The sequence below is a fragment of the Xanthomonas sp. NCPPB 3218 genome (genome assembly GCF_056725185.1).
On the sequence record NZ_CM161516.1, the window covers coordinates 4075993 to 4099331 of the forward strand.

17 protein-coding genes and 2 other RNA genes are annotated in these 23339 nt (G+C 66.9%); 11 read left to right on the forward strand and 8 right to left on the reverse strand.

What is annotated here, in order from left to right:
* Positions 1-38 precede the first annotated feature (38 nt).
* Positions 39-1070: a LacI family DNA-binding transcriptional regulator gene (locus tag AC1PLS_RS16835; protein WP_184632524.1), complete on the forward strand. Its 1032-nt coding sequence runs from the start codon at positions 39-41 to the stop codon at positions 1068-1070.
* A 151-nt stretch (positions 1071-1221) separates the two neighbouring features.
* Here the strand turns inward: AC1PLS_RS16835 and AC1PLS_RS16840 are convergent, their stop codons facing one another.
* The gene (locus AC1PLS_RS16840) at positions 1222-2541 is read right to left on the reverse strand and encodes an MFS transporter (protein ID WP_481103880.1); all 1320 of its coding nucleotides are present in this window, start codon (positions 2539-2541) and stop codon (positions 1222-1224) included.
* Positions 2542-2808: 267 nt separating this feature from the next.
* On the opposite strand from AC1PLS_RS16840, the gene AC1PLS_RS16845 reads away from it, so the two are divergent.
* The 3 genes from AC1PLS_RS16845 to AC1PLS_RS16855 all read left to right on the forward strand — a co-directional run bounded on the left by AC1PLS_RS16845 (position 2809) and on the right by AC1PLS_RS16855 (position 7630).
* A complete protein-coding gene (locus tag AC1PLS_RS16845; RefSeq protein WP_481103881.1) occupies positions 2809-5265 on the forward strand; it encodes a TonB-dependent siderophore receptor in 2457 nt (818 codons plus the stop codon).
* A gap of 34 nt (positions 5266-5299) precedes the next feature.
* The gene (locus AC1PLS_RS16850) at positions 5300-7219 is read left to right on the forward strand and encodes an amylosucrase (protein WP_481103882.1); all 1920 of its coding nucleotides are present in this window, start codon (positions 5300-5302) and stop codon (positions 7217-7219) included.
* A gap of 334 nt (positions 7220-7553) precedes the next feature.
* Positions 7554-7630, forward strand: a non-coding RNA gene (locus tag AC1PLS_RS16855) — sX9 sRNA.
* A 66-nt stretch (positions 7631-7696) separates the two neighbouring features.
* Here the strand turns inward: AC1PLS_RS16855 and AC1PLS_RS16860 are convergent.
* From AC1PLS_RS16860 to rsgA, 3 genes are all read right to left on the reverse strand, one after another.
* Complete coding sequence (locus AC1PLS_RS16860; protein ID WP_024938957.1) at positions 7697-8377, reverse strand: type 1 glutamine amidotransferase domain-containing protein; 681 nt, start codon at positions 8375-8377, stop codon at positions 7697-7699.
* A 237-nt stretch (positions 8378-8614) separates the two neighbouring features.
* On the reverse strand, positions 8615-9877 hold the full coding sequence (locus AC1PLS_RS16865; protein ID WP_104556107.1) for a flavohemoglobin expression-modulating QEGLA motif protein: 1263 nt from the start codon (positions 9875-9877) through the stop codon (positions 8615-8617).
* Positions 9877-10968, reverse strand: a complete 1092-nt coding sequence (gene rsgA, locus AC1PLS_RS16870) for a ribosome small subunit-dependent GTPase A (RefSeq protein WP_104567984.1) — start codon at positions 10966-10968, stop codon at positions 9877-9879. The genes AC1PLS_RS16865 and rsgA overlap by 1 nt, the downstream gene beginning before the upstream one ends.
* A 153-nt stretch (positions 10969-11121) precedes the next feature.
* Between rsgA and AC1PLS_RS16875 the strand changes: the two genes are divergently transcribed.
* From AC1PLS_RS16875 to AC1PLS_RS16885, 3 genes are all read left to right on the forward strand, one after another.
* On the forward strand, positions 11122-12393 hold the full coding sequence (locus AC1PLS_RS16875; RefSeq protein WP_016902304.1) for a pyridoxal phosphate-dependent aminotransferase: 1272 nt from the start codon (positions 11122-11124) through the stop codon (positions 12391-12393).
* Entirely contained in the window at positions 12393-13070 is a 678-nt protein-coding gene (locus tag AC1PLS_RS16880; protein ID WP_184433535.1) for an SGNH/GDSL hydrolase family protein, read from the forward strand. Before AC1PLS_RS16875 ends, AC1PLS_RS16880 begins: the two co-directional genes overlap by 1 nt.
* 71 nt (positions 13071-13141) lie before the next feature.
* On the forward strand, positions 13142-13813 hold the full coding sequence (locus AC1PLS_RS16885; RefSeq protein WP_003483442.1) for a methyltransferase: 672 nt from the start codon (positions 13142-13144) through the stop codon (positions 13811-13813).
* A 34-nt stretch (positions 13814-13847) separates the two neighbouring features.
* Here the strand turns inward: AC1PLS_RS16885 and AC1PLS_RS16890 are convergent.
* The 3 genes from AC1PLS_RS16890 to AC1PLS_RS16900 all read right to left on the reverse strand — a co-directional run bounded on the left by AC1PLS_RS16890 (position 13848) and on the right by AC1PLS_RS16900 (position 17635).
* A non-coding RNA gene (locus tag AC1PLS_RS16890) (sX9 sRNA) lies at positions 13848-13923 on the reverse strand.
* 440 nt (positions 13924-14363) lie between these two features.
* A complete protein-coding gene (locus tag AC1PLS_RS16895) occupies positions 14364-16553 on the reverse strand; it encodes a TonB-dependent siderophore receptor (protein ID WP_481103883.1) in 2190 nt (729 codons plus the stop codon).
* A gap of 290 nt (positions 16554-16843) precedes the next feature.
* The gene (locus AC1PLS_RS16900) at positions 16844-17635 is read right to left on the reverse strand and encodes a polysaccharide deacetylase family protein (protein ID WP_172837895.1); all 792 of its coding nucleotides are present in this window, start codon (positions 17633-17635) and stop codon (positions 16844-16846) included.
* Positions 17636-17680: 45 nt separating this feature from the next.
* Between AC1PLS_RS16900 and grxD the strand changes: the two genes are divergently transcribed.
* Both grxD and AC1PLS_RS16910 read left to right on the forward strand, forming a co-directional pair.
* A complete protein-coding gene (gene grxD, locus AC1PLS_RS16905; protein WP_024938949.1) occupies positions 17681-18607 on the forward strand; it encodes a Grx4 family monothiol glutaredoxin in 927 nt (308 codons plus the stop codon).
* A gap of 166 nt (positions 18608-18773) precedes the next feature.
* Positions 18774-19643, forward strand: a complete 870-nt coding sequence (locus AC1PLS_RS16910) for a hypothetical protein (protein WP_184433531.1) — start codon at positions 18774-18776, stop codon at positions 19641-19643.
* A gap of 290 nt (positions 19644-19933) precedes the next feature.
* On the opposite strand, the gene AC1PLS_RS16915 is transcribed toward AC1PLS_RS16910, so the two are convergent.
* Positions 19934-20494: a DUF924 family protein gene (locus tag AC1PLS_RS16915; protein ID WP_102251291.1), complete on the reverse strand. Its 561-nt coding sequence runs from the start codon at positions 20492-20494 to the stop codon at positions 19934-19936.
* Positions 20495-20634: 140 nt separating this feature from the next.
* Between AC1PLS_RS16915 and AC1PLS_RS16920 the strand changes: the two genes are divergently transcribed.
* The gene (locus tag AC1PLS_RS16920; protein ID WP_184433529.1) at positions 20635-22035 is read left to right on the forward strand and encodes an amidohydrolase; all 1401 of its coding nucleotides are present in this window, start codon (positions 20635-20637) and stop codon (positions 22033-22035) included.
* Positions 22032-23312 carry an amidohydrolase family protein gene (locus AC1PLS_RS16925; protein WP_166770300.1) on the forward strand — a complete coding sequence of 427 codons (1281 nt, stop codon included), beginning with the start codon at positions 22032-22034 and terminating at the stop codon, positions 23310-23312. The genes AC1PLS_RS16920 and AC1PLS_RS16925 overlap by 4 nt, the downstream gene beginning before the upstream one ends.
* Positions 23313-23339: the final 27 nt, after the last annotated feature.

Below are 23339 nucleotides of genomic sequence, written 5' to 3' on the forward strand. Positions count from 1 at the left end.
GAACTGATTACACTCGGCGTTTTCCGCACTGCGCTGACATGGCCAAACCTTCAGAACGCGCCACGCCGGGTGCCCGCCCGCAGATGGCCGACATCGCCCGCATGGCGGGCGTGTCCGAATCCACCGTGTCGCGTGCCCTGGCCGGCAGCCCGGTGGTGGCCGAGCGGACGCGTGCGTACATCAAGCAGATTGCCGCCGATGCCGGCTACCAGGTCGATCCGATCGCGCGCAGCCTGCGCGCCAAACGCTCCAACACGGTGAGCGTGGCGGTGCCGATGATGCATGCGCTGGACCAGCCGCTGTCGGACCCCTTCATGATGACGATGCTGGCGCTGCTGGCCGAGGAACTGACCGGGCGCGGCTACAGCATGCTGCTGTCCAAGCTCGACCGGCATCAGGACGGATGGGTGGAACAACTCGCACGCGGCAGCCGCTCCGATGGCGTGATCGTGCTGGGGCAAAGTTCCGAACATGCCGCGCTCGACGAAGCCGCGCGCGATGGCCTGCCGATGGCGGTCTGGGGCAGCCGCATCGACGGGCAGTCGTACATCAGCGTGGGCAGCGACAATTTCCAGGGCGGCGCGCTGGCCACCGAACATCTGATTGCCAGCGGCCGTCGCCGCATCGCCTTTCTCGGCGACGACCAGTTACCCGAGGTTGCACCGCGCTTTGCCGGCTATCGCCATGCGCTGCAGCGGCACGGGCTGGAGTTCGATACGCGCCTGCATGCGCGCAGCCACTTCCTCAGCGAAGACGCCTACCGCCTCACCCGCTCGATGCTCAAGAAGACCGATCCGCCGGACGGGCTGTTCGCCGCCTCCGATGTAATTGCGGTCGGTGCGATCCGCGCCCTGGTCGAAGCCGGGCATCGCGTGCCGCAGGACATCTCGCTGGTGGGCTTCGACGATATTCCGCTGGCCGCCTACAGCCAACCGCCGTTGACCACGGTGCGGCAGGACCTGGGCCTGGCCGCGCGCCTGCTGGTGGACCGGCTGCTGGCGTTGATCGGCGGCGAAGCGGTGGAGTCGGTGGAGATGCCGGTGAAGTTGGTGGTGCGTGAGTCGGCGTGAGGCCGGGATTGGGGATTGGGGATTGGGGATTGGGGATTGGGGAATCGTAAGAGCGGGCGTGCTGGTGCGCGGCGCGTAACTGCGCGTTGCTGTCCACGTTATCGCGGTCGGTTGTTTCAGTACGCAGCGACACAGACGTAACGCGTCGCGGTTACACCATTGCTGCCTTGGGCTTGCGGACGCGTACGCATAGCATCGCCACAGCGGCGGCCAGCATCAGTGCGCCGGCCAGGCGGATCACGTTGCGTGGGTCGCCGTGCAACAGCCACTCGTAGTACAGCGGCAAGGTGACGATCTGGATCAGCATGGGCAGCACGATGAACAGGTTGAACAGGCCCATGTACACACCGGTGCGCTCGGGCGGAATGCTGTCGGCCAGCATCAGGTACGGGTTGCCCATCATGCTGGCCCAGGCGAGCCCGATGCCGATCATCGGCAGCAGCATCAGCCAGCGGTCCTGGATGCCCGGCAACACCCACATGCCCACGCCGGCCGCGACCAGGCAGGCTGCATGCGTGTACTTGGGGCCGATGCGGCGCACCAGCGGCACCATCGCAAACGCGGCCAGAAACGCGACAAAATTGTAGAACCCGCCGATCTGCCCATTGACCAGGCCGGCCTGGCGGAAGCCATGCGAATCGGCTTCGGTGGTGCCGAACAAGCTGGTCGATAGCGACAGCACGATGTACTGCCAGTAGCAGAAGATCGCGTACCACTGGAACAGCATCACCGGCGCGAGCTGGCGCATGGTCGGCGGCATTGCGCGCAGGGCGCCGTAGATTTCGCGTACTGTGGCGCCCAGGCCGGCACCGGTCTGGCGCATCCGCGCGATCTCTGCCGGCGCAAGCACCGGCTCGCGCACGCTGCGCGCGGTGAGCAGGATCGAGGCCGCAGAAAACCCCGCACCGATCACGAAGGCGGCGATGGTGACATAGGGAATGTGGTGCGCATTGGCGGCGTCCTGGTTCATGCCCATCCACACCAGCAACGGCGGGGTGAGATAGGCCAGCGTCTGCGCAAGCCCGGTGAACGCGCTTTGGGTGAGATAGCCCAGCGGCCGCTGCGGTGGCGCCAGCACATCGCTGACCAGCGCACGGTATGGCTCCATCGCCACGTTGTTGGCCGCATCCAGGATCCACAGCAGGCACACCGCCATCCACAGCGCAGTGCTGAACGGCATCGCCAGCAGGCACAGACTGCACACCAGCGCGCCCAGCACCATATACGGCATGCGCCGGCCCCAACGGGTCACCGAGCGGTCGCTCCACGCGCCGACGAACGGCTGCAGTACCAGCCCGGTGATCGGCCCGGCCAGCCACAGGTACGGCAGGCTCGCGTGATCGGCGCCCAGATAGTTGTAGATCGGGCTCATGTTGCTCTGCTGCAGGCCAAAGCTGTATTGCACGCCGAAGAAGCCGGCGTTGAGCGCCAGGATGCGCGCGAAGGAGAACGGAGTGGCGGTCGACGACATGCAGAACCCTGGGCATCGGTGCGGCTCCCAGTGGCCGCAGCGCACTGTACCCTGCCGCCTTTGCAATCGATTGTAACGCTGCGCCGCAACACGTTTTCGCTTGCCGAAACATAAGCTCGCAAGACTAGGAATGATGCTGCAGCGCAATATTGCAATCGATTGTATTGGGGCGTATTACTGCGCTCGCACTGCAGGCCACACGGCCACTCCCTGGGAGGGGACGATGCAGGCGTCGGCACACCACCATCCGTGAGAGAGAGAACCGCAATGTCCACCTTGCACACCCTGCGCCTGCATGCCCTGGCCTGCGCGGTCGCCTCCTGCCTGTGCGCGCCTGCCGCGCTGGCGCAGGACGCGACCACGGCCGCACCCGTCACCCCGCCGGCCGCCGACAGCGCCGCGGTCAATCTGGATTCGGTGTTCGTCACCGGCACCTCCACCGCCACCACCAAGCTGAAGTCCAGCGTGTCGGTCAGCACCGTGGGCGCCGAGGCGATCGAACAATCGGCGCCGCGCAGCACCGCCGAGATCTTCCGCAACATCCCCGGCATCCGCTCCGAATCCAGCGGTGGCGAAGGCAATGCCAACATCGCCGTGCGCGGCCTGCCGGTCGCCTCCGGCGGCGCCAAGTTCCTGCAGCTGCAGGAGGACGGCCTGCCGGTGATGGAATTCGGCGATATCGCCTTCGGCAACTCGGACATCTTCCTGCGCTCGGATTTCACCCTGGACCGCATCGAAGCCATCCGCGGCGGCTCGGCATCGACGTTCACCAGCAACGCGCCCGGCGGCATCATCAACTTCATCAGCAAGACCGGCGACACCGCAGGCGGCAGCGTCGGCGTGAGCCGCGGCCTGGATTACGACAACACCCGCGTGGACTTCGACTACGGCGCGCCGTTCGCGGAAAACTGGCAGTTCAACATCGGCGGCTTCTTCCGCCAGGGCGATGGCGTGCGCGATGCCGGTTACACCACCGACAAGGGCGGCCAGCTCAAGGCCAACCTGACCCGGCTGTTCGAGAACGGCTACGTGCGCGTCTACGGCAAATACCTCAACGATCGCGCCGCCGGTTATCTGCCGGTGCCGACCTCCGTGCGTGGCCGCGACGGCTCGCCGGACCTGGGCGGCTTTGCCGGCTTCGATCCGCGCAACGACACCTTGTACAGCCGCAATTTCCGTACCGATGTCGGCCTGGACGGCAACAACCAGCCGCGCCGCACCGACCTGGGCGACGGCATGCACCCGATCTCGCGCACCATCGGCGCCGAGGCCTGGTTCGACCTGGGCAGCGGCTGGAACCTGAGCGAGAAGTTCCGCATCGCCGACAACAGCGGCCGCTTCGTCAGCCCATTCCCGGCCGAGGTCACCGATGCCGCCACGCTGGCCGCGTCCATCGGCGGCGCCGGCGCGCAACTGGTGCAGGCCAGCGGCCCGGACGCCGGACAGGCCTACACCGGCAACGCGATCCGCACGCATCTGTTCAACGTGGCGATCAACGACCTGGGCAACGTCACCAACGACCTCAGCGTCTCGCGCGAGTTCGGCGGCGACGGCCGCACGCTCAACCTGCGCATGGGCTATTACAGCTCGCGCCAGACCATCGACATGGACTGGACCTGGAACTCCTACGTGCAGAGCCTGGGCCGCGATTCGCGCCTGCTCAACGTGGTCGATGCCGGCGGCGTGTCGCGCTCGCAAAATGGCTTGTATGCGTACGGCACCCCGTTCTGGGGCGATTGCTGCATCACCCGCAGCTACGACGTGCGCTACGACGTCAACGCGCCGTACGTCGCACTGACCTTCGACAGCGGCAAGTTCAGCATCGACGGCAGCCTGCGTTACGACATGGGCGATGCACGCGGCAGCTATGCCGGCACCGCGATCGCGCAGAACCTGGACGTCAATGGCGATGGCGTGATCCAGCCGGTGGAACAGCGCGTGGCCACGGTCGATACCGCCAACGCACGGCCGGTGGATTACGACTGGAACTACCTGTCGTATTCGCTGGGCAGCAACTACCTGATCAACGACGACCTGGGCGCGTTCGCGCGCATCAGCCGCGGCGCACGCGCCAATGCCGACCGCCTGCTGTTCGGCGTGGTCCGCGACGACGGCTCGGTCTCCTCCGATGAAGGCGTCAACGTGGTCCGCCAGGCCGAAGCCGGCCTGAAGTGGCGCCGCGACGGCCTGAGCCTGTTCGCCACCGCGTTCTCGGCGCGTACCGAGGAACAGAACTTCGAGGTCACCAGCCAGCGTTTCTTCAACCGCAGCTACGAGGCGCACGGCGTGGAGCTGGAAGCCAGCTATCGCTACGAAGGCTTCACCGTCAACGGCGGCCTGACCTGGACCGATGCGGAGATTTCCAAGGACCAGATCACTCCGGAAAACACCGGCAACGTGCCGCGTCGCCAGGCCGATGTGGTGTGGCAGTTGACGCCCAGCTATCGCGGCGACGGCTACCAGTTCGGCGTCAACCTGATCGGCACCACCGATGCCTACACCCAGGACTCCAACCAGTTGAAGATGCCGGGCTATACGCAGGTGAACCTGTTCGGCGACTACCGCGTGACCGACGCACTGACCGTCGCGCTCAACGTCAACAACCTGTTCAACACCTTCGGCCTGACCGAGGCCGAGGAAGCCAGCATCCCGGCCAACGGCATCATCCGCGCGCGCTCGATTGCCGGCCGCACCACCAGCATCAGCCTGCGTTACGACTTCTAAGGACCCCTCGCCGGGTTCGTCCCGGCGCTTGCCAATGAGCACCTCCCCCACCGATTTCTCTGCATTGCGCGCGGCCTTTGCCGCGCCCCTGGATGCGCAGCGTGCGAGCGTGCTGTTGCCGCGCTTCGACCGGCATGCGCCGCGTCTGCTGGATGCCCTGCACGCTTTGTACGGCGCACGCCCCGACACTGCATCCTGGTTGACGCAGTGGCTGAGTGCGTTGGGCAGCCACGCACAGCAGCGCCCGCAGGCGCTGCAACAGCTGGACGTCACGCGCCAGCCCGGCTGGTTCGGCGAGCAGCACATGCTGGGCTACAGCGCCTACGTGGACCGCTTCGCCGGCACGCTGCAGGGCGTGGCCGAACGCGTGCCGTATCTGCAGGAACTGGGTGTGCGCTATCTGCACCTGCTGCCGTTTCTGCGCGCACGTGCCGGGGATAACGATGGTGGCTTTGCGGTCAGCGATTATGGCCAGGTGGAGCCGAGCCTGGGCAGCAACGACGATCTCGTCGCACTGACCACGCGCCTGCGCGAGGCAGGCATCAGCCTGTGCGCGGATTTCGTGCTCAACCATACCGCCGACGATCACGCCTGGGCGCAGGCGGCGCGGGCCGGCGATGCGCGCTATCTCGACTACTACCATCACTTCGCCGATCGCACGCAGCCCGACCAGTACGAAGCCACGCTGGGGCAGGTCTTCCCGCATACCGCACCCGGCAACTTCACCTGGGTGGACGCCACCGGCCAGTGGATGTGGACCACGTTCTATCCCTATCAGTGGGATCTGAACTGGAGCAACCCGGCGGTGTTCGGCGAGATGGCGCTGGCGATGCTGCAGCTGGCCAATCTGGGTGTGGAAGCCTTCCGTCTGGATTCCACCGCGTATCTGTGGAAGCGCACCGGCACCGACTGCATGAATCAACCCGAGGCGCATACCTTGCTGGTGGCGCTGCGCGCGGTCACCGACATCGTTGCGCCGTCGGTGGTGATGAAGGCCGAAGCCATCGTGCCGATGACGCAATTGCCGCCCTACTTCGGCAGCGGTTTAGACCAGGGCCACGAATGCCACCTGGCCTATCACAGCACGCTGATGGCGGCCGGGTGGTCGGCGCTGGCGCTGCAACGCGGCGACATCCTGCACAACGTCATCGCGCATAGCCCGCCCTTGCCGACCAACTGCGCGTGGCTGAGCTATGTGCGCTGCCACGACGACATCGGCTGGAACGTGCTGCAACACGAAGCCGCCGGCAACGCCGCGCAGCCGCCATTCGCACTGCGCGATGTCGCGCGCTTCTATGCCAACGAGGTGCCGGGCAGCTACGCGCGTGGCGAGAGCTTCCAGAGCAGTGGCGACGGCGTGCACGGCACCAATGGCATGGCCGCGGCACTGGCCGGGATCCAGGCCGCACGGGCATCGGGCGATACGGCGGCGTTGCGCATGGCGGTGGATCGGCTGGTGTTGCTCTATGCCATCGCGCTGGCGATGCCGGGCGTGCCGTTGATCTACATGGGCGACGAACTCGCCCTGCCCAACGACGGCAGCTACCGCGACGATCCGCAGCGTCGGCACGAAGGTCGCTGGTTGCATCGCCCGGCGATGGATTGGCAGCTTGCAACGCAGCGCGAAGATGCAGCCAGTCTGAGCGGCACGGTGTATCGCCGGCTACGTGGATTGATCCGGCAACGTGCCGCGCTGCCCGCACTGGCCGCCGATCAGGCGCTGGGCAGCGTTGCGCTGGGCGATGCACGCCTGTTTGCATTGACGCGTGGCGATCGCTTCCTGGCCGTGCACAACTTCGGCGACCAACCGCTGACGATAGAGCTTGCCGCGTTCGGAGATGGCCGATGGAAGGTGGTGGCAGATGGCGGCGAGACGGCTGCTGAGTCGCTGAGCAATGACATGCGACTGGTGCTGCCGGCGTATGCAGTGCGTTGGCTGGAGCGTATTGCTTAAACGCGATGGTGCAGGTCTGTCGCGCGCTTGCAGGGCGGACGATCTGTGGCTAGGACGGACGATCTGTGGCCTGGCAGCAGCGCCCTTGCCCGCCCACCCTCGCGGGACACGCCGCAAGTACGTCCCTGTAGGCTCTTACGCGGCATCCATGCCGCGTAAGGTCCCGCGACGGTGGGCGGACAAGGACCAGTCAGCATGGCCGGTTCGTTTGGTTGCGAGCACCGGATTGCTTCCGGTTGTTGGACGATGCGGCGCTTTTAAAGCACACGACGAAGGACGCTAAAAAGCTACTGCACTTACCGTCAGACAGGTGCGGCTGCCGCTCGGCACCGATATGCACCACGCGTACACTCCGGTGCCTCCGCGATGTCCGTACATCACCTGACGACTACTCGCTCCGTTTTGTTGGCCGCTCTGAATCAAACCCGCGATGTCTTCCGTTGGCCGTCCAGGCATCACCACACGACAACCGCAGAATCAGCGCTTCGACAACTCAAGCAACGCCTCGGCAGCCTTCTCCGACGAAGCCGGGTTTTGGCCGGTGACCAGCAAGCCATCGGTGACCACATGCACGCCCCAGTCGGCGCCCTTCTCGTAGCGGCCGCCAAGTTCGGTCAGCACGTCTTCGACCAGGAACGGCACGATCTTGGTCAGGCCCACGCCCTCTTCTTCGCTGTTGGTGAAGCCGGTGACGCGGCGGCCGTTGACCAACGGCTTGCCATCGCTGCCCTTGACCCGACGCAGCGCGCCCGGTGCGTGGCACACCAGGCCGTGCGGCTTGTTGGCCGCGGCGAATGCCTCGATCAGCGCGATCGAATCCGCGTCTTCGGCCAGGTCCCACAACGGGCCATGGCCACCCGGATAGAACACCGCATCGAAGTCATCGGCCTTGACGTCCGCCAGGCGCTGCGTGCTGGCCAAAGCCTGCTGCGCGTCGGTGTCCTGCTTGAAGCGCTTGGTAGCCTCGGTCTGCGCATCGGGCTCGTCGCTCTTGGGGTCCAGCGGTGGCTGGCCACCCTTGGGCGAGACCAGGGTGATGTCTGCGCCGGCATCCTTGAACACGTAATACGGCGCGGCAAACTCCTCCAGCCAGAAGCCGGTCTTCTTGCCGGTATCGCCGAGTTGGTCGTGGGAAGTGAGCACCATCAGGATTTTCATCGTATCGCCTCGTGTCATGGCCCATCTCGGGCAAGGCGAACAGTGTCCGGTGCAGTCCGTTGCAGCATCGTGTAGAACGCGTCGGCACGATGCTTACCGTTCAGCGCCTTGCAGTGGAAGCAATGCACTGCCAGGCACGTGTCAGGCGCTGCGCGGTATTGCCCGACTCGCGCCCGCGGCAGCTTCGCCGCGCCGCCGCGCTGGCGCAATAACTGCGCGCAAGTTGCGCGGCAGGCTTCAGACGTTCATCGCCGGTGGCTGCAGCTGATCCATGCGGATGCGATTGGCGAACAACGAAAACGCCAGCATGCCGGCCAGGCCGCTGACCCGGCTCACCCACGGCGGCAACCAGCGCGGGGCGACCAGCACGCCGCTGTCGAACAAGGGCGCAAGGCGCGCCACGTCGCCCAGGGCCATCTTGCCGGCGAACAGGTAACGGCACAGCTGCAGCTGATCGCGCTGCAGTGCATGCCGGAAGAAGGTGTGCACCGCCACCAGCCCGCGCAGGTACACCGTGTCCTTGGTGAAGGCACCGCCGCCGGAGGTCGGCACGCCGCGGAATACGCGCTGCGCCGAGGAAAAGCTTTCCGCCGCGCTCTGCCCGCCTGCGGTGAAATAGCGGAACACCTCGATGAAGTCCGCACCCGAGCGCGCCATCGCGATCGCCTCGATACGCAGGCTGATGCGCTTCATGCGTTCGATATCGATGCTGCCGGTGATCTGCTCGGCAAATGTCGCCAGGCCTTCCTGGGTCGCGGTGGTCCGCGGCGAGGAAATGCCCAGGCTGGGCAGGTGCACCTGCGCACGCCCGTTGAGCGCGGTCAGCGAATGCACCAGCGCCTCGTGATGGAACAGCTGCGCGCGGTCGTAATCGCTGAAGGTGGCACCGCTGCGCAGGCGGATGCGATGCGCGCCGGCCGCCGCCTTGGCCAGCAGATCCGGATCCAGCGTGACGGTGATGACGCGCCCTTCGAAGAAGGCGTCCAGATCGTTCTGCAGCTGCATGCGCAGGGCGGTTGCCGACACCGGCACCTGTTCTTCCGGCGCCAGCAGTTCGCGGTCCAGCTCCTGCGCGATCTGGATGAAGTGCCGCGCTGCCTCGCGCGTGCTCGGGCCGTTGCCCGGCATCGGGTCGTCGGGCACGCCGAACAGCTGCGCCGAGTAATCGCTGACTGCGGGAGTACCCAGCGATTCCAGCAGGCCGGCGGCCAGGCCCCAGCTATGTGTCGAGTCGATCAGGTAGGCGCCCAGCGGGTGATGCGGATCGGCCTGCTTGGCAATGGCCGCCAGCTCGCGCCGGGTATCGCCGAAATCCAGTCGCGGATACTCCACCTGCGGCAGCTCCGGCTGCCCACGTGCCACGCTTTGCAGGAACGGCTCCTGCAGCGAGCGCGGCCAGCTGGCCAGCGCGAGCAGACGCACACCGCGTACGGCCTTGACCAGGCGCGCATCCAGCGCCGCATGATGGACGATGTCCGGCGGCCCCTTGCGCGATGGCATCAGCGGCGTCCGTTGCGGTCGATGCTGGCAGGCCGCCGGCCCGATCCCTTGCCCCGGTTGTTCTGCGCCAGGCGTGTGGCGAGCTTTTCGGCTGCTGCGGCCACTTCCACGCGCAGCTTCATGTAATTGGCCACCCGCTCCGGATCCAGCGTATCGGCCTCGATCGCCGCACGCACCGCACAACCGGGCTCGGCGATATGCGCGCAATCGTTGAAGCGGCACTGCGCCGCCAACGCCTCCACATCGGAGAAGCCGCCCTCGGCCAGATCTTCTTCGCCAGTGGGCTTGAGCTCGCGCATGCCGGGCGTATCGATCAGGCAGGCACCGGACGGCAACGGAATCAAGGCGCGGTGGGTGGTGGTATGCCGGCCGCGCGAATCGTTCTCGCGCACCGCATTGGTCTTCATCTTCTGCGACCCGAGCAGGGTATTGGTCAGCGTCGACTTGCCCGCGCCCGACGAGCCCACCAGCACTGCGGTACGGCCATCGCCCAGCCACGGCCGCAGCGCCGCCACGCTGTCCGGATCCTTGGCGTTGACCGCGCGCAACGGGATGTTCTGCGCTTCCAGTTCCTCCAGCACCGCCAATGCGTCCTCCGCGTATTCGGTCTGGTCGGCCTTGGTCAGTACGACCACCGGTTCGGCACCGCCGCCGCCGACCAGCAGCAGATAGCGTTCGATGCGGCGCGGATTGAAGTCCGCATCCAGCCCGCACACGATGAACACCGTATCGATGTTGGCCGCGATCACCTGCTGGTGGTAATGCTCGCCGGCCGCACCGCGCTTGATCGAGGTGCGCCGCGGGAGCAAGGCCACGATGCGCTTGCCCTCCATCAGCACCCAATCGCCCACCGACGCCCGCTCATGGCTGGGAAACCGCGGCCGCTGCCACTCCGGCAACGATTCGGCCTTGAGACCGGCCTCCGGCGTATCGGCCACCACGTAGCCGGTGCGGTGCTGCTCCACCACCCGCGCCGGCAACGCCTGCGGATGCGCGGCAAAGAGCGCCTGCCAGGCCGGATCCTCGGCAGGGCCAGGCCAGGGCCAACCAATGGACTGGAGGGTGGGGTAATCGGGGGACACAATGCTCATGGGGCGATTCTAGCTGGCTGGCCGCAGCGGCTTGTGCAATCGGGCCTTGCGCCCGGGCTGAAGCGCCCCTTGACATCGTTGCCGATGCAAGCATGTCCGCCTGTCATATTTCCGCTACCATGCCAAGCCTCACGCCTACAACCGGCCCGTCGCATGTCCACTGCCCCGCAAAAGCCGCTCGCCATCCGCGAGCGTCTGTCCGAAGTCCGCTACGAAATCCGGGGCGAGCTGGCGCGACGAGCGCGGGAACTGGAGGCGCAGGGCCGCAAGCTGATCAAGCTCAATATCGGCAATCCGGGCGCGTTCGGGTTCCGTGCGCCGGAGCATCTGCAGCGCGCGATCGCCGACGACATGGGCCGCACCGATCCGTACACCCATCAGCAAGGCCTGCCGGAAGCGCGCGAGGCGATCGCCACCGCGTATGCGCGGCGCCAGCACCCGGATGCGCACCCGGACCGCATTTTTGTCGGTAACGGGGTCAGCGAGCTGATCGACCTGTCGCTGCGTGCGCTGCTCAATCCCGGTGACGAAGTGCTGGTGCCCTCGCCCGACTATCCGCTGTGGTCGGCCGCCACCATCCTCAACGATGGCCGGCCGGTGTATTACCGCTGCGCACCGGAAAACGGCTTCCAGCCGGATCCGGTGGAGATCGAAACGCTGGTGTCTTCGCGTACCCGCGCCATCGTGCTGATCAATCCAAACAATCCCAGCGGCGCCAGTTATTCGCGCGAGCTGCTGGAGCGCATCGTGGCCATCGCCAGCAAGCACAACCTGCTACTGATGGTCGACGAAATCTACGACCAGGTGCTGTACGACGACGCGGCCTTCGTGCCGGTGGCGCCGCTGGCCGGTGCGCACCCGTGCATCACCTTCAGCGGGCTGAGCAAGGTGCACCGCGCCTGCGGCTGGCGTGTGGGCTGGGCACTGCTGTCGGGCGAGCAGTCGCGCATCAACGACCTGCGCAACGCGATGGACCTGCTCGGCGCGCTGCGCCTGTGTGCCAACGTGCCGGGCCAGTACGCCATCGACGCGGCAGTCAACGGGCCGGACACCATCTCGGCGCTGTGCGCGCCGGGCGGCCGTCTGTACGAAACCCGCCGTGCGGTGATCGAGGCCTGCGCGGCCAGCGAGCACCTGTCGCTGGTGGCGCCGGCCGGTGCGCTGTATGCGTTCCCGGCGGTGGTCGGCCCGGCCGCACGCAACTTCGACGATCACGAATTCGCGCTCGACCTGATGAACGAGGAAGGCGTGCTGGTGGTGCCGGGTTCCAGCTTCAACGTGCCCTACCGCCACCACTTCCGCGTGACCCTGATGCCGGAAGCGCCGGTGATGCGCGATGTCTTCGCACGCATCGACCGTGCGCTGGCACGCCGCGCCGAGGCGGTCACCAAGGTCGTGCCGCTCAAGTCGCGCAGCGTGGCCTGATGGCGGCGGCCGGCACGCCGCTGCGCTATCTGGCGCTCGGCGATTCCTACACCATCGGCGAAGGCGTCGCCCCCGAGCAGCGCTGGCCGGTGCAACTGGTCGACGGTTTACGTGCCTACGGCTGGAATGTGGCGCCGCCGCAGATCATTGCCACCACCGGCTGGACCACCGACGAGCTGCAGGCCGGTCTCGATGCCGCTGCGCCGCAGGGGCCGTTCGAGCTGGTGAGCCTGCTGATCGGTGTCAACAATCAATACCGCGGACGCTCGCTGGACGAATACCGCAGCCAGTTCGATGCGTTGTTGCAGCGTGCGATCGGGTTCGCCGGCGGCCTTGCGGCACGCGTGTTCGTGCTGTCGATTCCCGATTGGGGGCTGACTCCGTTTGCGCATGCGCAGGGCGGCGATGCGCCACTGATCGGCGCACAGATCGATGCCTTCAACAGCGTAGCCGCCGAACGCTGCGCCGCGCGCTCGGTGCGCTTTGTCGACATCACCGCCACAAGCCGCGATGGCGGCGACGCTGCCGACATGCTGGTCGACGATGGCCTGCATCCCTCCGGCGCCATGTATGCGCGCTGGACCTCACTGGCACTGCCAGCGGCGCGCGATGCGATAGCGGCTGCCAACGCGATCGGGATGGACCACGCCACGCGTGGGCAGCCCCGATCGCCTTAGCAGGCCCAAGCTAGCCGCGCACCAAGCCTCATTGCCAAGGAACGACATTGCACAGCACCGCCACCCAACCCATGAGCCGCGCGCAGGCGCTGGCGATCGCGCGCGCGTTTTTGCCGCCGCATCCGCTGGGCAATCGCTACGACTATTACTACACCCAGGCCAAGCTGCGCACCGACCCGCTGTATCCGGGCGTGCTGGCCGAGTTGCGCAGCACCACCGCGCCGGTGCTGGATCTGGGCTGCGGGCTGGGCCTGCTCGCGCACGCATTGCGTGCCGATGGCCAGGCATTGGCGTATCACGGGGTGGATGTGGACGCGTCCAAGATCCGCCGCGCGCAGCACATCGCGCAGCGCTCGGCATTGGGCAATACGCAGTTCGCCGTGGTCGATCTGAGCGTGGCCTGGCCGCAACACCGCGGCAGCGTGACCATTCTGGACGTGCTGCAGTATCTGCAGGCCGACATGCAGGCCAGCCTGTTGCGCAGCGTGGCGCAGATGCTCACGCCGGGCGCGAAGCTGGTGATCCGCAGCGCATTGGGCGATGCCAGCAGCCGTGGCCGCACCAGCCGCGTGACCGACGTGCTGGCGCATCTGAGCGGCTGGATGCAGCGCATGCCGCGCAGCTATCCCACCCGCGACAGCCTGCAGGCGCAGCTGGATGCCGCCGGTCTGCGTGCGACGTTTGCGCCGTTGTATGGCAACACGCCGTTCAACAACTGGTTGATCGTGGCCGAGCCGCGCTGAGGCCGTGCACAACGTGCCTGGCTCGCTTTACAACGACTGACAGAACGTAACGCGCGGTCGCCGGACGGATGTGGACGGCACGCATAAACCGGGGTGTACGCATAGCAAATGCCGCAACGGGCACCGGCCGCGCAGCCGTTTTGACAGCCGCTGTTGACGTCATACGGATGATCCCGGGCCACGTTGTTCAAGGGCGGTGCCCCACGCCCCAGAGAGTCCGCTGGTTGCCTTGTTGAAAGCCATGCACACCGACCATCTCGACGGGTCCTTGCCCGCCCACCGTCGCGGGACCTTACGCGGCATGGATGCCGCGTAAGAGCCTACAGGGATGTACTTGCGGCGTGTCCTGCGAGGGTGGGCGGGCAAGGGCCTGCAGCGAGTCGCAGAGCAGCCGCTCTACAATTGATCCATCCGCGCCGACCAATCACTTCGGGACAACCAAGTCACCGAGTCGACGCGCCGTTTGGATGCAGGCAAAGGCTTGGTTAGCCCACCGTCGCAGGACCTATGGCGGCATCGATACCGCCAAAGCCTGTCGTCTGGAGCAAGGTCAGAACTTCCAGGACAGCGTCAGCTCCACATCGCGCGGGTCGCCGTAGATCAACTGGCTTTGATAGACGATGTTGGCGTAGTACTTGCGGTCGAACAGGTTGCGCACGTTGAGCTGCGCCGACCATGCCTGGTTGATGTCGTAGCGTGCCATCGCGTTGGTCAACACCACGCTGCCCTGGGTCAGCCGTTGCGTTGTGCCCTGTGGCCCGGACATCAATTCGTGGATGGCCGACTGCCAGCTCAGGCCACCGCCCACGCGCCACGGCCCGGTCTGCCAGCTGGTGAACAGGGTGGCCTCGCGACGCGGACTGGTCGGATTGACGTCGACACCGCTGGCATCGTTGGCATCGAACTGGGCAAAGCCGAACGCGATCCGCCACTGCTCGGACAGCTGCCCGTCGAGCTGGAATTCCACGCCCTGGCTGACCGTGCCCTTCGCGGCCAGGAAAGCCTGATTGGTGGTGCCGGGCACGAATTGTCCGGGGTCGTTGACCGCCAGGTTGTCCTGCTCGATACGGAACAACGCCAGCGCCGCGTTGAGCTGGCCGCCGAGGTATTCGCCCTTGGCGCCGACCTCGTAGCTGTTGCCTTCCAGCGGGGCGAGATAGCGCCCGCTACGGTCGCGATTGTTTTGCGGCTTGAAGATGCCGGTGTAGCTGGCGTAGAGCGAATGGTGGTCGTCCACGTCCAGGATCAGGCCGGCGTACGGCGTGGTGCGGCCGCGACGCTCGTAGGTATTGGCCGGCACCAGTTGATCGGTGTTCTTCCAGTCGGTGACGCGTGCGCCGACGATGGCAGTGAGCGCGTCGGTCAGGCTGAAACGGCCGGCGGCATAGGCGGCCACCTGGCGCACGTCGCGTTCTTCGCCCTTCACCAGCGGCGTCCATTGCGGCTGCGCCATGCTGCCGGTCCAGGCGTAGACGCTTTCGGCCGTCAGCACCTGCGGTGGCTGCGGCGCGTTGGACCAGCTGCGCACGTTGCGATTCATCCAGGTGGCGCCGGCGACCAGTTCGTGGTTGCGGCCCCACCAGGTCAGCGGCACGCTGAGGTAGGCATCCAGGCTGTTTTGCGCCGTGAGTGCGGGATAGCGCCCGCCAAAAGTGTTGGCAAGGCCCAGGCCGGTCTGGCGGTCAGGGTAATCGAAGTAGCCGAACAGCACCGACTTCCAATCGGCTTCGAACCGCTGATGCGAGTATTCCACGTGCAGCTGCGCACCGTTGTCGAAGCGATGGGTCAGGCCGGCAAACGCATTGCTGGTATCGGCCACGCCGCGCGCCCAGCGCGGCGTGAACGAATCCGAGCGTGCAAAATCGGTGCGGCTGCCGTCGCTGAAGTACGCCGGCACCCCGCCCCAGGTGGTGCCGCGGCCGTCGTTGCGCTGCTTGTTGACGCCGATGTAGCCGCGGGTGGCATCGCTGAAATCCGCATCGACGATGCCGTAGAACAGCGACGATTGCTTGCTGTAGTAATCGCGGAACGACTGCTTGTCCTCGTCGCTGGCAACCACCCGCCCACGCACGTTGCCGGCGGCGTTCAACGGCGATTGCAGGTCGACGGTGCCGCGATAGCGGTCCCAACGCCCTGCCGACAGATCGACCCGACCGGTGAACACATCGCTGTCGGCATGCTTGCGCACCAGGTCGATCGACGCGGCCGGGCTGCCCGCGCCGGTGGTCAGGCCGTTGGCGCCGCGGATGATTTCCACCCGGTCGTAGATCGCCATGTTCTGCTGCACATCGCCGGTGTAGTCGGTGGGAATGCCGTCGATGCGGTAATAGTCCACTTCGAAGCCGCGCGCGTTGATGTAGGTGCGCTCGGTGTCCCAGGTCGGCGAGTTGAAGCCGGCCACGGTGTCGGTGACGTCCTGCAGCGATTGCAGGTTGCGGTCGACGATCTGCTGGCGTGTCACCACCACCACCGACTGCGGCGTCTCGCGCAGCGACAGCTCCAGCTTGGTCGAACTGCGCGCCACATCGGCGGTGTAGGAGTCGCGGCCTTCGGTCGCGGCCCCGCGGTGTGCCTCGATCTGCAGGCGGTCCAGATCGACCGGGTCGCGCGTGCTCGATTGCGCCGCAGCCGCCAACGGCCACGCGCAGGCCAGCGCCAGCAGGGAGTACGCCAGCGGAAGCTGCGGCGAACGGAGATCCGCACGCGCAAGCGCGCGCGCAGGGACGATGCGATGGGACATGGGGTCAGCCTCAAGAGCGAGTATGGCCGTCGATGACGGCTATTGAGGCTGGCGTCGGCAGCGCCACCGGAAGGCGCGCACCGTTTGCTGGCTGGGGGCGCATGTTCGATCCGCGTTAAATCGCTGTCAATACATGCGCGGATCGATGCCGGAACTCAGGAGCGCCAGCTCCAGGCAATCCGGCGAACAAAAAAGACGCGTCGCACCAGAGCGTTCCCGCCGACAGGGACGAAGGATCCGGCAACGCACGCTCTGCTTCCACGCCATCGGCTAGGCGGTGCGCAAGGACCTCAGAGCGGACGCCGCCCGGCCAGGCCGCGCGCGTGCATCGCCTCCAGCACGCCGCGCAGGATGGTGAGGTTGTGGCCGTGTGCGGCGCCTTCGTGCAGCAGCACGATGGCGCCGGGGCGCAGGTCGCGCACGATGCGGGCCACGGTGGCCTGCGGCTCGCAACGCACCCCGTCGAAACCGCGCGCGCTCCAGGCCACGCGGGTCAGCCCGTGCGCACGCAGCGGCGAGGCGACGAAGGGATTGGTCATGCCCACCACCGAGCGGTACAGCCGCGGCGCCTGCCCGGTGATGGTGGCCAGCACGCGCTGTGCCTGGCCGATTTCCTGCGCCATGCGGTGCGGGCCCAGCGCCCAGAACCAGGCCTGCGGATGGGTATGGCTGTGGTTGCCGATGCCATGCCCGCGGCGCACCATCTCGCGCACCAGTTCAGGCCGTTGCTCGGCGCGCGCCCCGACCACGAAGAACGTGGCCTTGGCATCGAAGGCGTCCAGCAGGTCCAGCATCGCCGGGGTGTCGTCGGAGGGGCCGTCGTCGATGGTCAGCCACACCTGCGGGGCGCGGCCCGGCAGGCGCGCCAGCACCGGCGCGTACAGGCGCGCGCGCGGCAGGAACACCGGCACCACGAACAAGGCGTGCGACACCAGCAACGCCGGCACGCCCCAGGCCCAGCCCAGATGCCACCACAGCAGCGCCACCGCCGCCTGCGACAGGGCCAGCAGGCCCACCCAGCGGTACGGGTGCGAGGGGATGCGATACAGCGTTTGAAGCGTGGTCATGCCGCATGATGCCATGCGGCGTAGAATGCCCGGACTCCACGATCTGACCGAAGTGCTGCCATGTCCCTCGATCCCGCCCTGCGTTCCCGCATCGATACGCTGCTGCAATCCAGCCGTGTGGTGCTCTTCATGAAAGGCCAGCCAGGCATGCCGCAGTGCGGTTTTTCGGCCAAGGCGGTTGGCGTGCTGGACGGTCTGGGCATCGACTATGCCCACGTCAACGTGCTGGCCGACCAGGAGATCCGCGAAGGCATCAAGGCCTACGGCGACTGGCCGACCATTCCACAGCTGTATGTGGACGGCGAGCTGATCGGCGGCAGCGACATCATCCTGCAGATGGCCGACAGCGGCGAGTTGAGCAGCATGCTGGGCCTGCAGGCGCCAGACCGGACTCCGCCCAAGATCACCATCACCCCGGCCGCGGTCGAGATGCTCAAGGGCGCGCTGGCCGATGCGCCGGATGCCTCGCTGACGCTGGCCATCGATGCCAACTTCCAGCCGAACTTCCAGCTGGCGCCGACCAACCCGAACGCCATCGCGGCCGAATCCAACGGCCTGCGCGTGCAGTTCGATCTGGCCAGCGCCCGCCGCGCCGACGGCATCACCATCGACTGGGTGGACGACATCCGCGGCCGTGGCCTGGCCATCGACAACCCCAATGCGCCCAAGCCGGTGCAGGAGCTGTCGGTGCGCGATGCCGACGACCGCATCAAGGCCGGTACGCTGACCCTGGTGGACGTGCGCCCGGCCGACGAGCGTGCCCTGGCCAGCGTTGCCGCGCCGTTCCGCACACTGGACGCGCACGAGCGCGCCGCCATCGAGCAGTTGCCCAAGGACACCCCGCTGGCGTTCCTGTGCCACCGCGGCGGGCGCAGCCTGCAGGCGGCCGAGCACTTCCGCGGCCTGGGTTTCAGCAACGTCTACAACGTCACCGGCGGCATCGACGCCTGGTCGGACGAGGTGGACAACGGCGTGGCCAAGTACTGAGCAAGCCAGACGGCACAGCCGGTGGCGGGGAATCCGCATCCGGCGATGGCTCGCCGCAATTGCCGGCCAGGTCTTGAGCCGCGTTTGCTACAGTGCACACCCCGAACGGGCGCTCCACCGAGCGTCCGTTTTTTCATGGATCGATATGCACAAGGACGTCGCTGCAATGCACACCCGCCTGCTCTCTCTCGCACTGGCCGCGCTGTTGCCGCTGGCCGCACGGGCCGCCGAGCCGGCGCGCGCAGTCGTGCTGGTACAGACCTACGACAGCCAGCCAAGCGAAGACGCGCTGGAATACATTCCGGTGTGGCTGGGCAGCGGCGTGGCGAAGGAGTCCAGCATGCCCAGGTCGCTGCTGAGCCAGCCGCTGCAGGTCTTCAATGCAGGCGTTTCCACCGGCACCGTGCGGCTTGCGTCGCTGAGCGTCGACGACAACAGCATGTGCGGCGGCACGGCAAGACTGCGCTTGAAGGGCACCAGCACGCTGTCCGATTCGCCGCTGTTATCGACGGTGGATCTCAATCCCGGCAAGCGCTTTGCCAGCCGTAACGCCACCGCTGCCGAACAGGCCGAGCTGTTGCGCCAGACCGGCGCCACTGCGCAGCTGCGCAACAGCGTCAAGCCGGCGGCGCTGGCCCAGGCGTTGACGGCATTCCCTGCCGATCGTGCGCAGGATCTGGCGGCGCTGCAGATCGTGACCGACACGCGGCAGCCGCAGCGACGCGTGGCCGTGCTGACCTCCCATCACCCGACCAGGACCGGCAACCCGGACAACCCGACCGGTGTCCTGGCCGTGCTTGCGATCTTCGAGCATGACGGCAGCAGTTGGCAGTTCCGCAAGGGCAGCGCGGCCAGTGGCTGCGACGATTGCGAAGACCTGCCACTGCGTACGCACCTGCTGCAGTTCGGCGATATCGACGGCAACGGCACGCTCGACTTCGTGCTGTCGGAAAGCGGCTACGAGAGTTACGGCTTCTACCTGCTGCTCGGCGAAGGCACGCACTGGCGTTCGGAAGCCTTGATGGGCGGCTGTTGAGCGATTGCCGCGCGATGGCCGATGCCCGCAGCGGTATGGGCGTCACGTTGCGGCACGCACCGGATCCGGAAGAGCGCAACTCGCCGCCGCGCAAGTCATTCGCATCGCCGGTGCAAGACCATCGGTGTGATTGCACCGCCGCACGATGTCGATCAACGCGCGACAGCGCGCGCATGTGCGCCATCAACCGATCGCGTCGATCGCCCACTCGCTGCGCGTGGCCATACGCAATGTGCAGCGCGGAAAAGCCACAGCTACGTGCAACCGCGGCAGGCCAATCGTCGCCTCCCTCAGCCGGCAAATCCGCCGTCATCGAGAAACTGCTGCTCTTCGGCGGTGGTCTCGCGCCCCAGTACCGCATTGCGATGCGGGAAGCGTCCGAAGCGCTGGATGATCTGCTGATGCTCCACGGCCCAGCGCGTGGTTTCTGCATCGTCCAGCGCGCTGATCAGCTGCACCGAGCGCGCCTGCTCCTGCAGATCTTCGGCATGCTCGAACGGCAGATAGAAAAACAGCCGCAACTGCGCGGACACCTGTTGATCGAAGCCGCTGGCGATTGCCTGCCTGGCGCAGGACAGCGCCAGGCCATCGGTGGCGTAGGCATGCGCGCTGCCGCGGAACGCGTTGCGCGGAAACTGGTCGAGCAGGATCAGCAAGGCCAGCGCATCTTCGGCACGTTCCATCCAGTGCGCGTACTCGCCACGCGCCGCTGCAAAGTGCTGCTCGCTGAAATGCTGGCGGAAGTTGGCATCAAACGCATCGTTGTGCGTGAACCAGCGGGCCGAGCCGGCCAGTTCCCAGAAAGCCAGCACCACATCGGCCTGTTTGTTGCGCTCTGACTTGACGATCATCGACGTATTCCCTGACGAATACGGCATAGCATGCACTGGCGCATGTGATGAGCCCGCCGCCGCCGACGGTGCAGCACTTGGCAAGCACGCCGCCGGCCGCTAGGTTTGCGGCTGACGTTTTCGTTGCACCGGGGAAATCCATGCGTTCCATCCTGTTCGCCGCGCTCGGCGCGGCCGTGCTGTGCGGTCCTGTGTCTGCGGCATCGCGTTTCGTGCAAGACCCCTATCCCAGCACCTACCGTGCGCTCGCGTCCGCTCCGGTGTTGATCCAGCACGCCACCGTGCTCACCGGCACCGGCCAGCGGCTGGACGACGCCGACGTGCTGCTGCGCGACGGCAAGGTGGCCGCGGTCGGGCGCGGGCTGGAGGCGCCGGCAGATGTGCGCCGCGTCGACGGCACCGGCAAATGGGTCACGCCCGGCATCATCGACGTGCACTCGCATCTGGGCGTGTATCCCAGCCCCGGCGTCAGCGCGCACAGCGATGGCAACGAGATGACCGCCCCGGTGACGCCGAACGTGTGGGCCGAGCATTCGATCTGGCCGCAGGATCCCGGCTTCGGCACCGCCCTGGCTGGCGGCGTCACTTCGCTGCAGGTACTGCCTGGCTCGGCCAATCTGATCGGCGGGCGCGGCGTCACCCTCAAGAATGTCGCCTCCACCACTTACCAGGGCATGAAGTTTCCCGGCGCCCCCTGGGGCCTGAAGATGGCCTGCGGCGAGAACCCCAAGCGCGTGTACGGCCAGAAGGGTGGCCCCGGCACGCGCATGGGCAACGTGGCCGGCTACCGTGCCGCCTTCATCGACGCGGCCGAGTACCTGCAGAAGAATGCACCGAAGAAAAAGACTGCGAAAAAGCGCCATTGGTGGAGCAGCGGCGGCGACAACGACAGCAGCGGCGATGCCGGCGGCAAGCGCGATCTCAAGCTCGACACGCTGGCCGGCGCGATCAACGGCGACATCCGCGTGCATATCCATTGCTACCGCGCCGACGAGATGGCGACCATGCTCGACCTGTCCAAGGAGTTCGGCTTCCACATCGCCGCCTTCCATCACGGCGTGGAGGCCTACAAGCTGGCCGACCGGCTGGCGCAGGAGAACGTTTGCGGTGCGCTGTGGGCCGACTGGTGGGGCTTCAAGATGGAAGCCTTCGATGGCATCCAGGAAAACATCGCGCTGGTCGACAGGCCGGCCAACAGCTGCGCCATCGTGCATTCGGATTCGGAAGAAGGCATCCAGCGCCTGAATCAGGAAGCGGCCAAGGTGCTCGCCAACGCGCGCCGCAGCGGAATGGAGATTCCGCCCGAGCGTGCGATCCGCTGGCTCACCAGCAATGCCGCCAAGGCGCTCGGCATCGAGCAGCAGACCGGCGCACTGGAGCCGGGCAAGATGGGCGATATGGTGGTGTGGAACGGCAATCCCTTCAGCTCCTACGCGCTGGCCGAACAGGTCTATATCGACGGCGCGCAGGTCTACGACCGCCACGATCGCCGCCTGCAGCCGGTGTCGGACTTCATGCTCGGCCAGGAGGTGGCGCGATGAGCCGCACAACTGGAATGCGCCCGCGTCTGCGCGCAATCTCCGCGGTGGTCCTGGCCGTGCTTGCATTGCCCGCATTCGGCCAGCAGGTGCTGATCCGTGGCGCGACCGTGCATACCGCCACCGCGCAAGGCACGCTGCGCAATACCGATGTGCTGGTGCAGGGCGGCATGATCCGCGCGATCGGCAGCAACCTGGCCGTGCCGGCCGATGGCCGCGTGGTCGAGGCCAGGGGCCGCCCGCTGACGCCGGCCCTGTTCGGCGGCATCACCGAGATCGGCATCGAAGAAGTCTCCGGCGAAGACAGCACCGTGGACAGCGGCGTCAAACTCAGCGACCAACCGATGCGTCCGGAATTCGACGTCACCCTGGCCTACAACCCCGATTCGGTGCTGGTGCCGGTGGCGCGCGTGGAAGGCATCGGCTTCACCGCGCTGGGCGCGACCACCAGCGGTGCCTTCATCGCCGGGCAAGGCGGCGTGGTGCGGCTGGACGGCAGCCCGGACCCGCTCGGCCCGCATGCCTTGTTCATCCGCATCGGTGCGGCGGCGTCCGATCTCACCGGCAGCTCGCGCGCCGCGCAATGGATGCTGCTCGACCAACTGGTGGCCGAAGCGCGCGGACGCGTGCCGGCCGACTCGCCGCATGCGCTGCTGACCCCGGTCGGCCGCAGCGTGCTGGCCAGGTACCTGGCCGGGCAAGGACGCATCGTGGTGCAGGTGGAGCGTGCCGCAGACATCCGCCAGTTGCTGCGTTGGGCGCAGCGCGAAAAGGTGCGCATCGCCATTGCCGGCGGCGCCGAGGCCTGGAAACTCGCGCCGCAACTGGCGCAGGCCAGGGTGCCGGTGCTGGTGGATGCGCTGGCGGACCTGCCGTCCACCTTCGACCAGATCGGTGCGACGCTGGAAAACGCCGCACGGCTACGCGCGGCCGGCGTGGAGGTCAGCTTTGCCCAGAGTGGCGATGCCTCGCATAACGCGCGCAAACAGCGCCAGCTGGCCGGCAATGCGGTGGCCAACGGCTTGCCGTGGGAAGCCGGCCTGGCCGGCCTGACCCGGGTGCCGGCGGAGATCTTCGGCGTGGCCGATCGCATCGGCAGCATTGCGGTCGGCAAGCAGGCCGACCTGGTGCTGTGGGAAGGCGACCCGCTGGACGTCGCCCACTACGCCGAGCAGGTGTGGCTGGGCGGTCGCGACATGCCGATGCGCTCACGCCAGACCGAGTTGCGCGAGCGTTACATGCAACCGGCCGGCGCGTTGCCGCGGGCCTATCTGAAATGATCGGGAGCGGCGTGCGCATGGGAGCGC

What these genes read in the sequence shown, in the direction of transcription:
- AC1PLS_RS16915 (WP_102251291.1), bottom strand. Translation starts at nt 20,494, where the DNA reads ATGATCGTCAAGTCAGAGCGCAACAAACAGGCCGATGTGGTGCTGGCT.
- AC1PLS_RS16840 (WP_481103880.1), bottom strand. Translation starts at nt 2,541, where the DNA reads ATGTCGTCGACCGCCACTCCGTTCTCCTTCGCGCGCATCCTGGCGCTC.
- AC1PLS_RS16835 (WP_184632524.1), top strand. Translation starts at nt 39, where the DNA reads ATGGCCAAACCTTCAGAACGCGCCACGCCGGGTGCCCGCCCGCAGATG.
- AC1PLS_RS16925 (WP_166770300.1), top strand. Translation starts at nt 22,032, where the DNA reads ATGAGCCGCACAACTGGAATGCGCCCGCGTCTGCGCGCAATCTCCGCG.
- AC1PLS_RS16885 (WP_003483442.1), top strand. Translation starts at nt 13,142, where the DNA reads ATGAGCCGCGCGCAGGCGCTGGCGATCGCGCGCGCGTTTTTGCCGCCG.
- AC1PLS_RS16900 (WP_172837895.1), bottom strand. Translation starts at nt 17,635, where the DNA reads ATGGCATCATGCGGCATGACCACGCTTCAAACGCTGTATCGCATCCCC.
- AC1PLS_RS16910 (WP_184433531.1), top strand. Translation starts at nt 18,774, where the DNA reads ATGCACACCCGCCTGCTCTCTCTCGCACTGGCCGCGCTGTTGCCGCTG.
- AC1PLS_RS16845 (WP_481103881.1), top strand. Translation starts at nt 2,809, where the DNA reads ATGTCCACCTTGCACACCCTGCGCCTGCATGCCCTGGCCTGCGCGGTC.
- AC1PLS_RS16895 (WP_481103883.1), bottom strand. Translation starts at nt 16,553, where the DNA reads ATGTCCCATCGCATCGTCCCTGCGCGCGCGCTTGCGCGTGCGGATCTC.
- rsgA (WP_104567984.1), bottom strand. Translation starts at nt 10,968, where the DNA reads ATGAGCATTGTGTCCCCCGATTACCCCACCCTCCAGTCCATTGGTTGG.
- AC1PLS_RS16920 (WP_184433529.1), top strand. Translation starts at nt 20,635, where the DNA reads ATGCGTTCCATCCTGTTCGCCGCGCTCGGCGCGGCCGTGCTGTGCGGT.
- AC1PLS_RS16865 (WP_104556107.1), bottom strand. Translation starts at nt 9,877, where the DNA reads ATGCCATCGCGCAAGGGGCCGCCGGACATCGTCCATCATGCGGCGCTG.
- AC1PLS_RS16880 (WP_184433535.1), top strand. Translation starts at nt 12,393, where the DNA reads ATGGCGGCGGCCGGCACGCCGCTGCGCTATCTGGCGCTCGGCGATTCC.
- grxD (WP_024938949.1), top strand. Translation starts at nt 17,681, where the DNA reads ATGTCCCTCGATCCCGCCCTGCGTTCCCGCATCGATACGCTGCTGCAA.
- AC1PLS_RS16875 (WP_016902304.1), top strand. Translation starts at nt 11,122, where the DNA reads ATGTCCACTGCCCCGCAAAAGCCGCTCGCCATCCGCGAGCGTCTGTCC.
- AC1PLS_RS16860 (WP_024938957.1), bottom strand. Translation starts at nt 8,377, where the DNA reads ATGAAAATCCTGATGGTGCTCACTTCCCACGACCAACTCGGCGATACC.
- AC1PLS_RS16850 (WP_481103882.1), top strand. Translation starts at nt 5,300, where the DNA reads ATGAGCACCTCCCCCACCGATTTCTCTGCATTGCGCGCGGCCTTTGCC.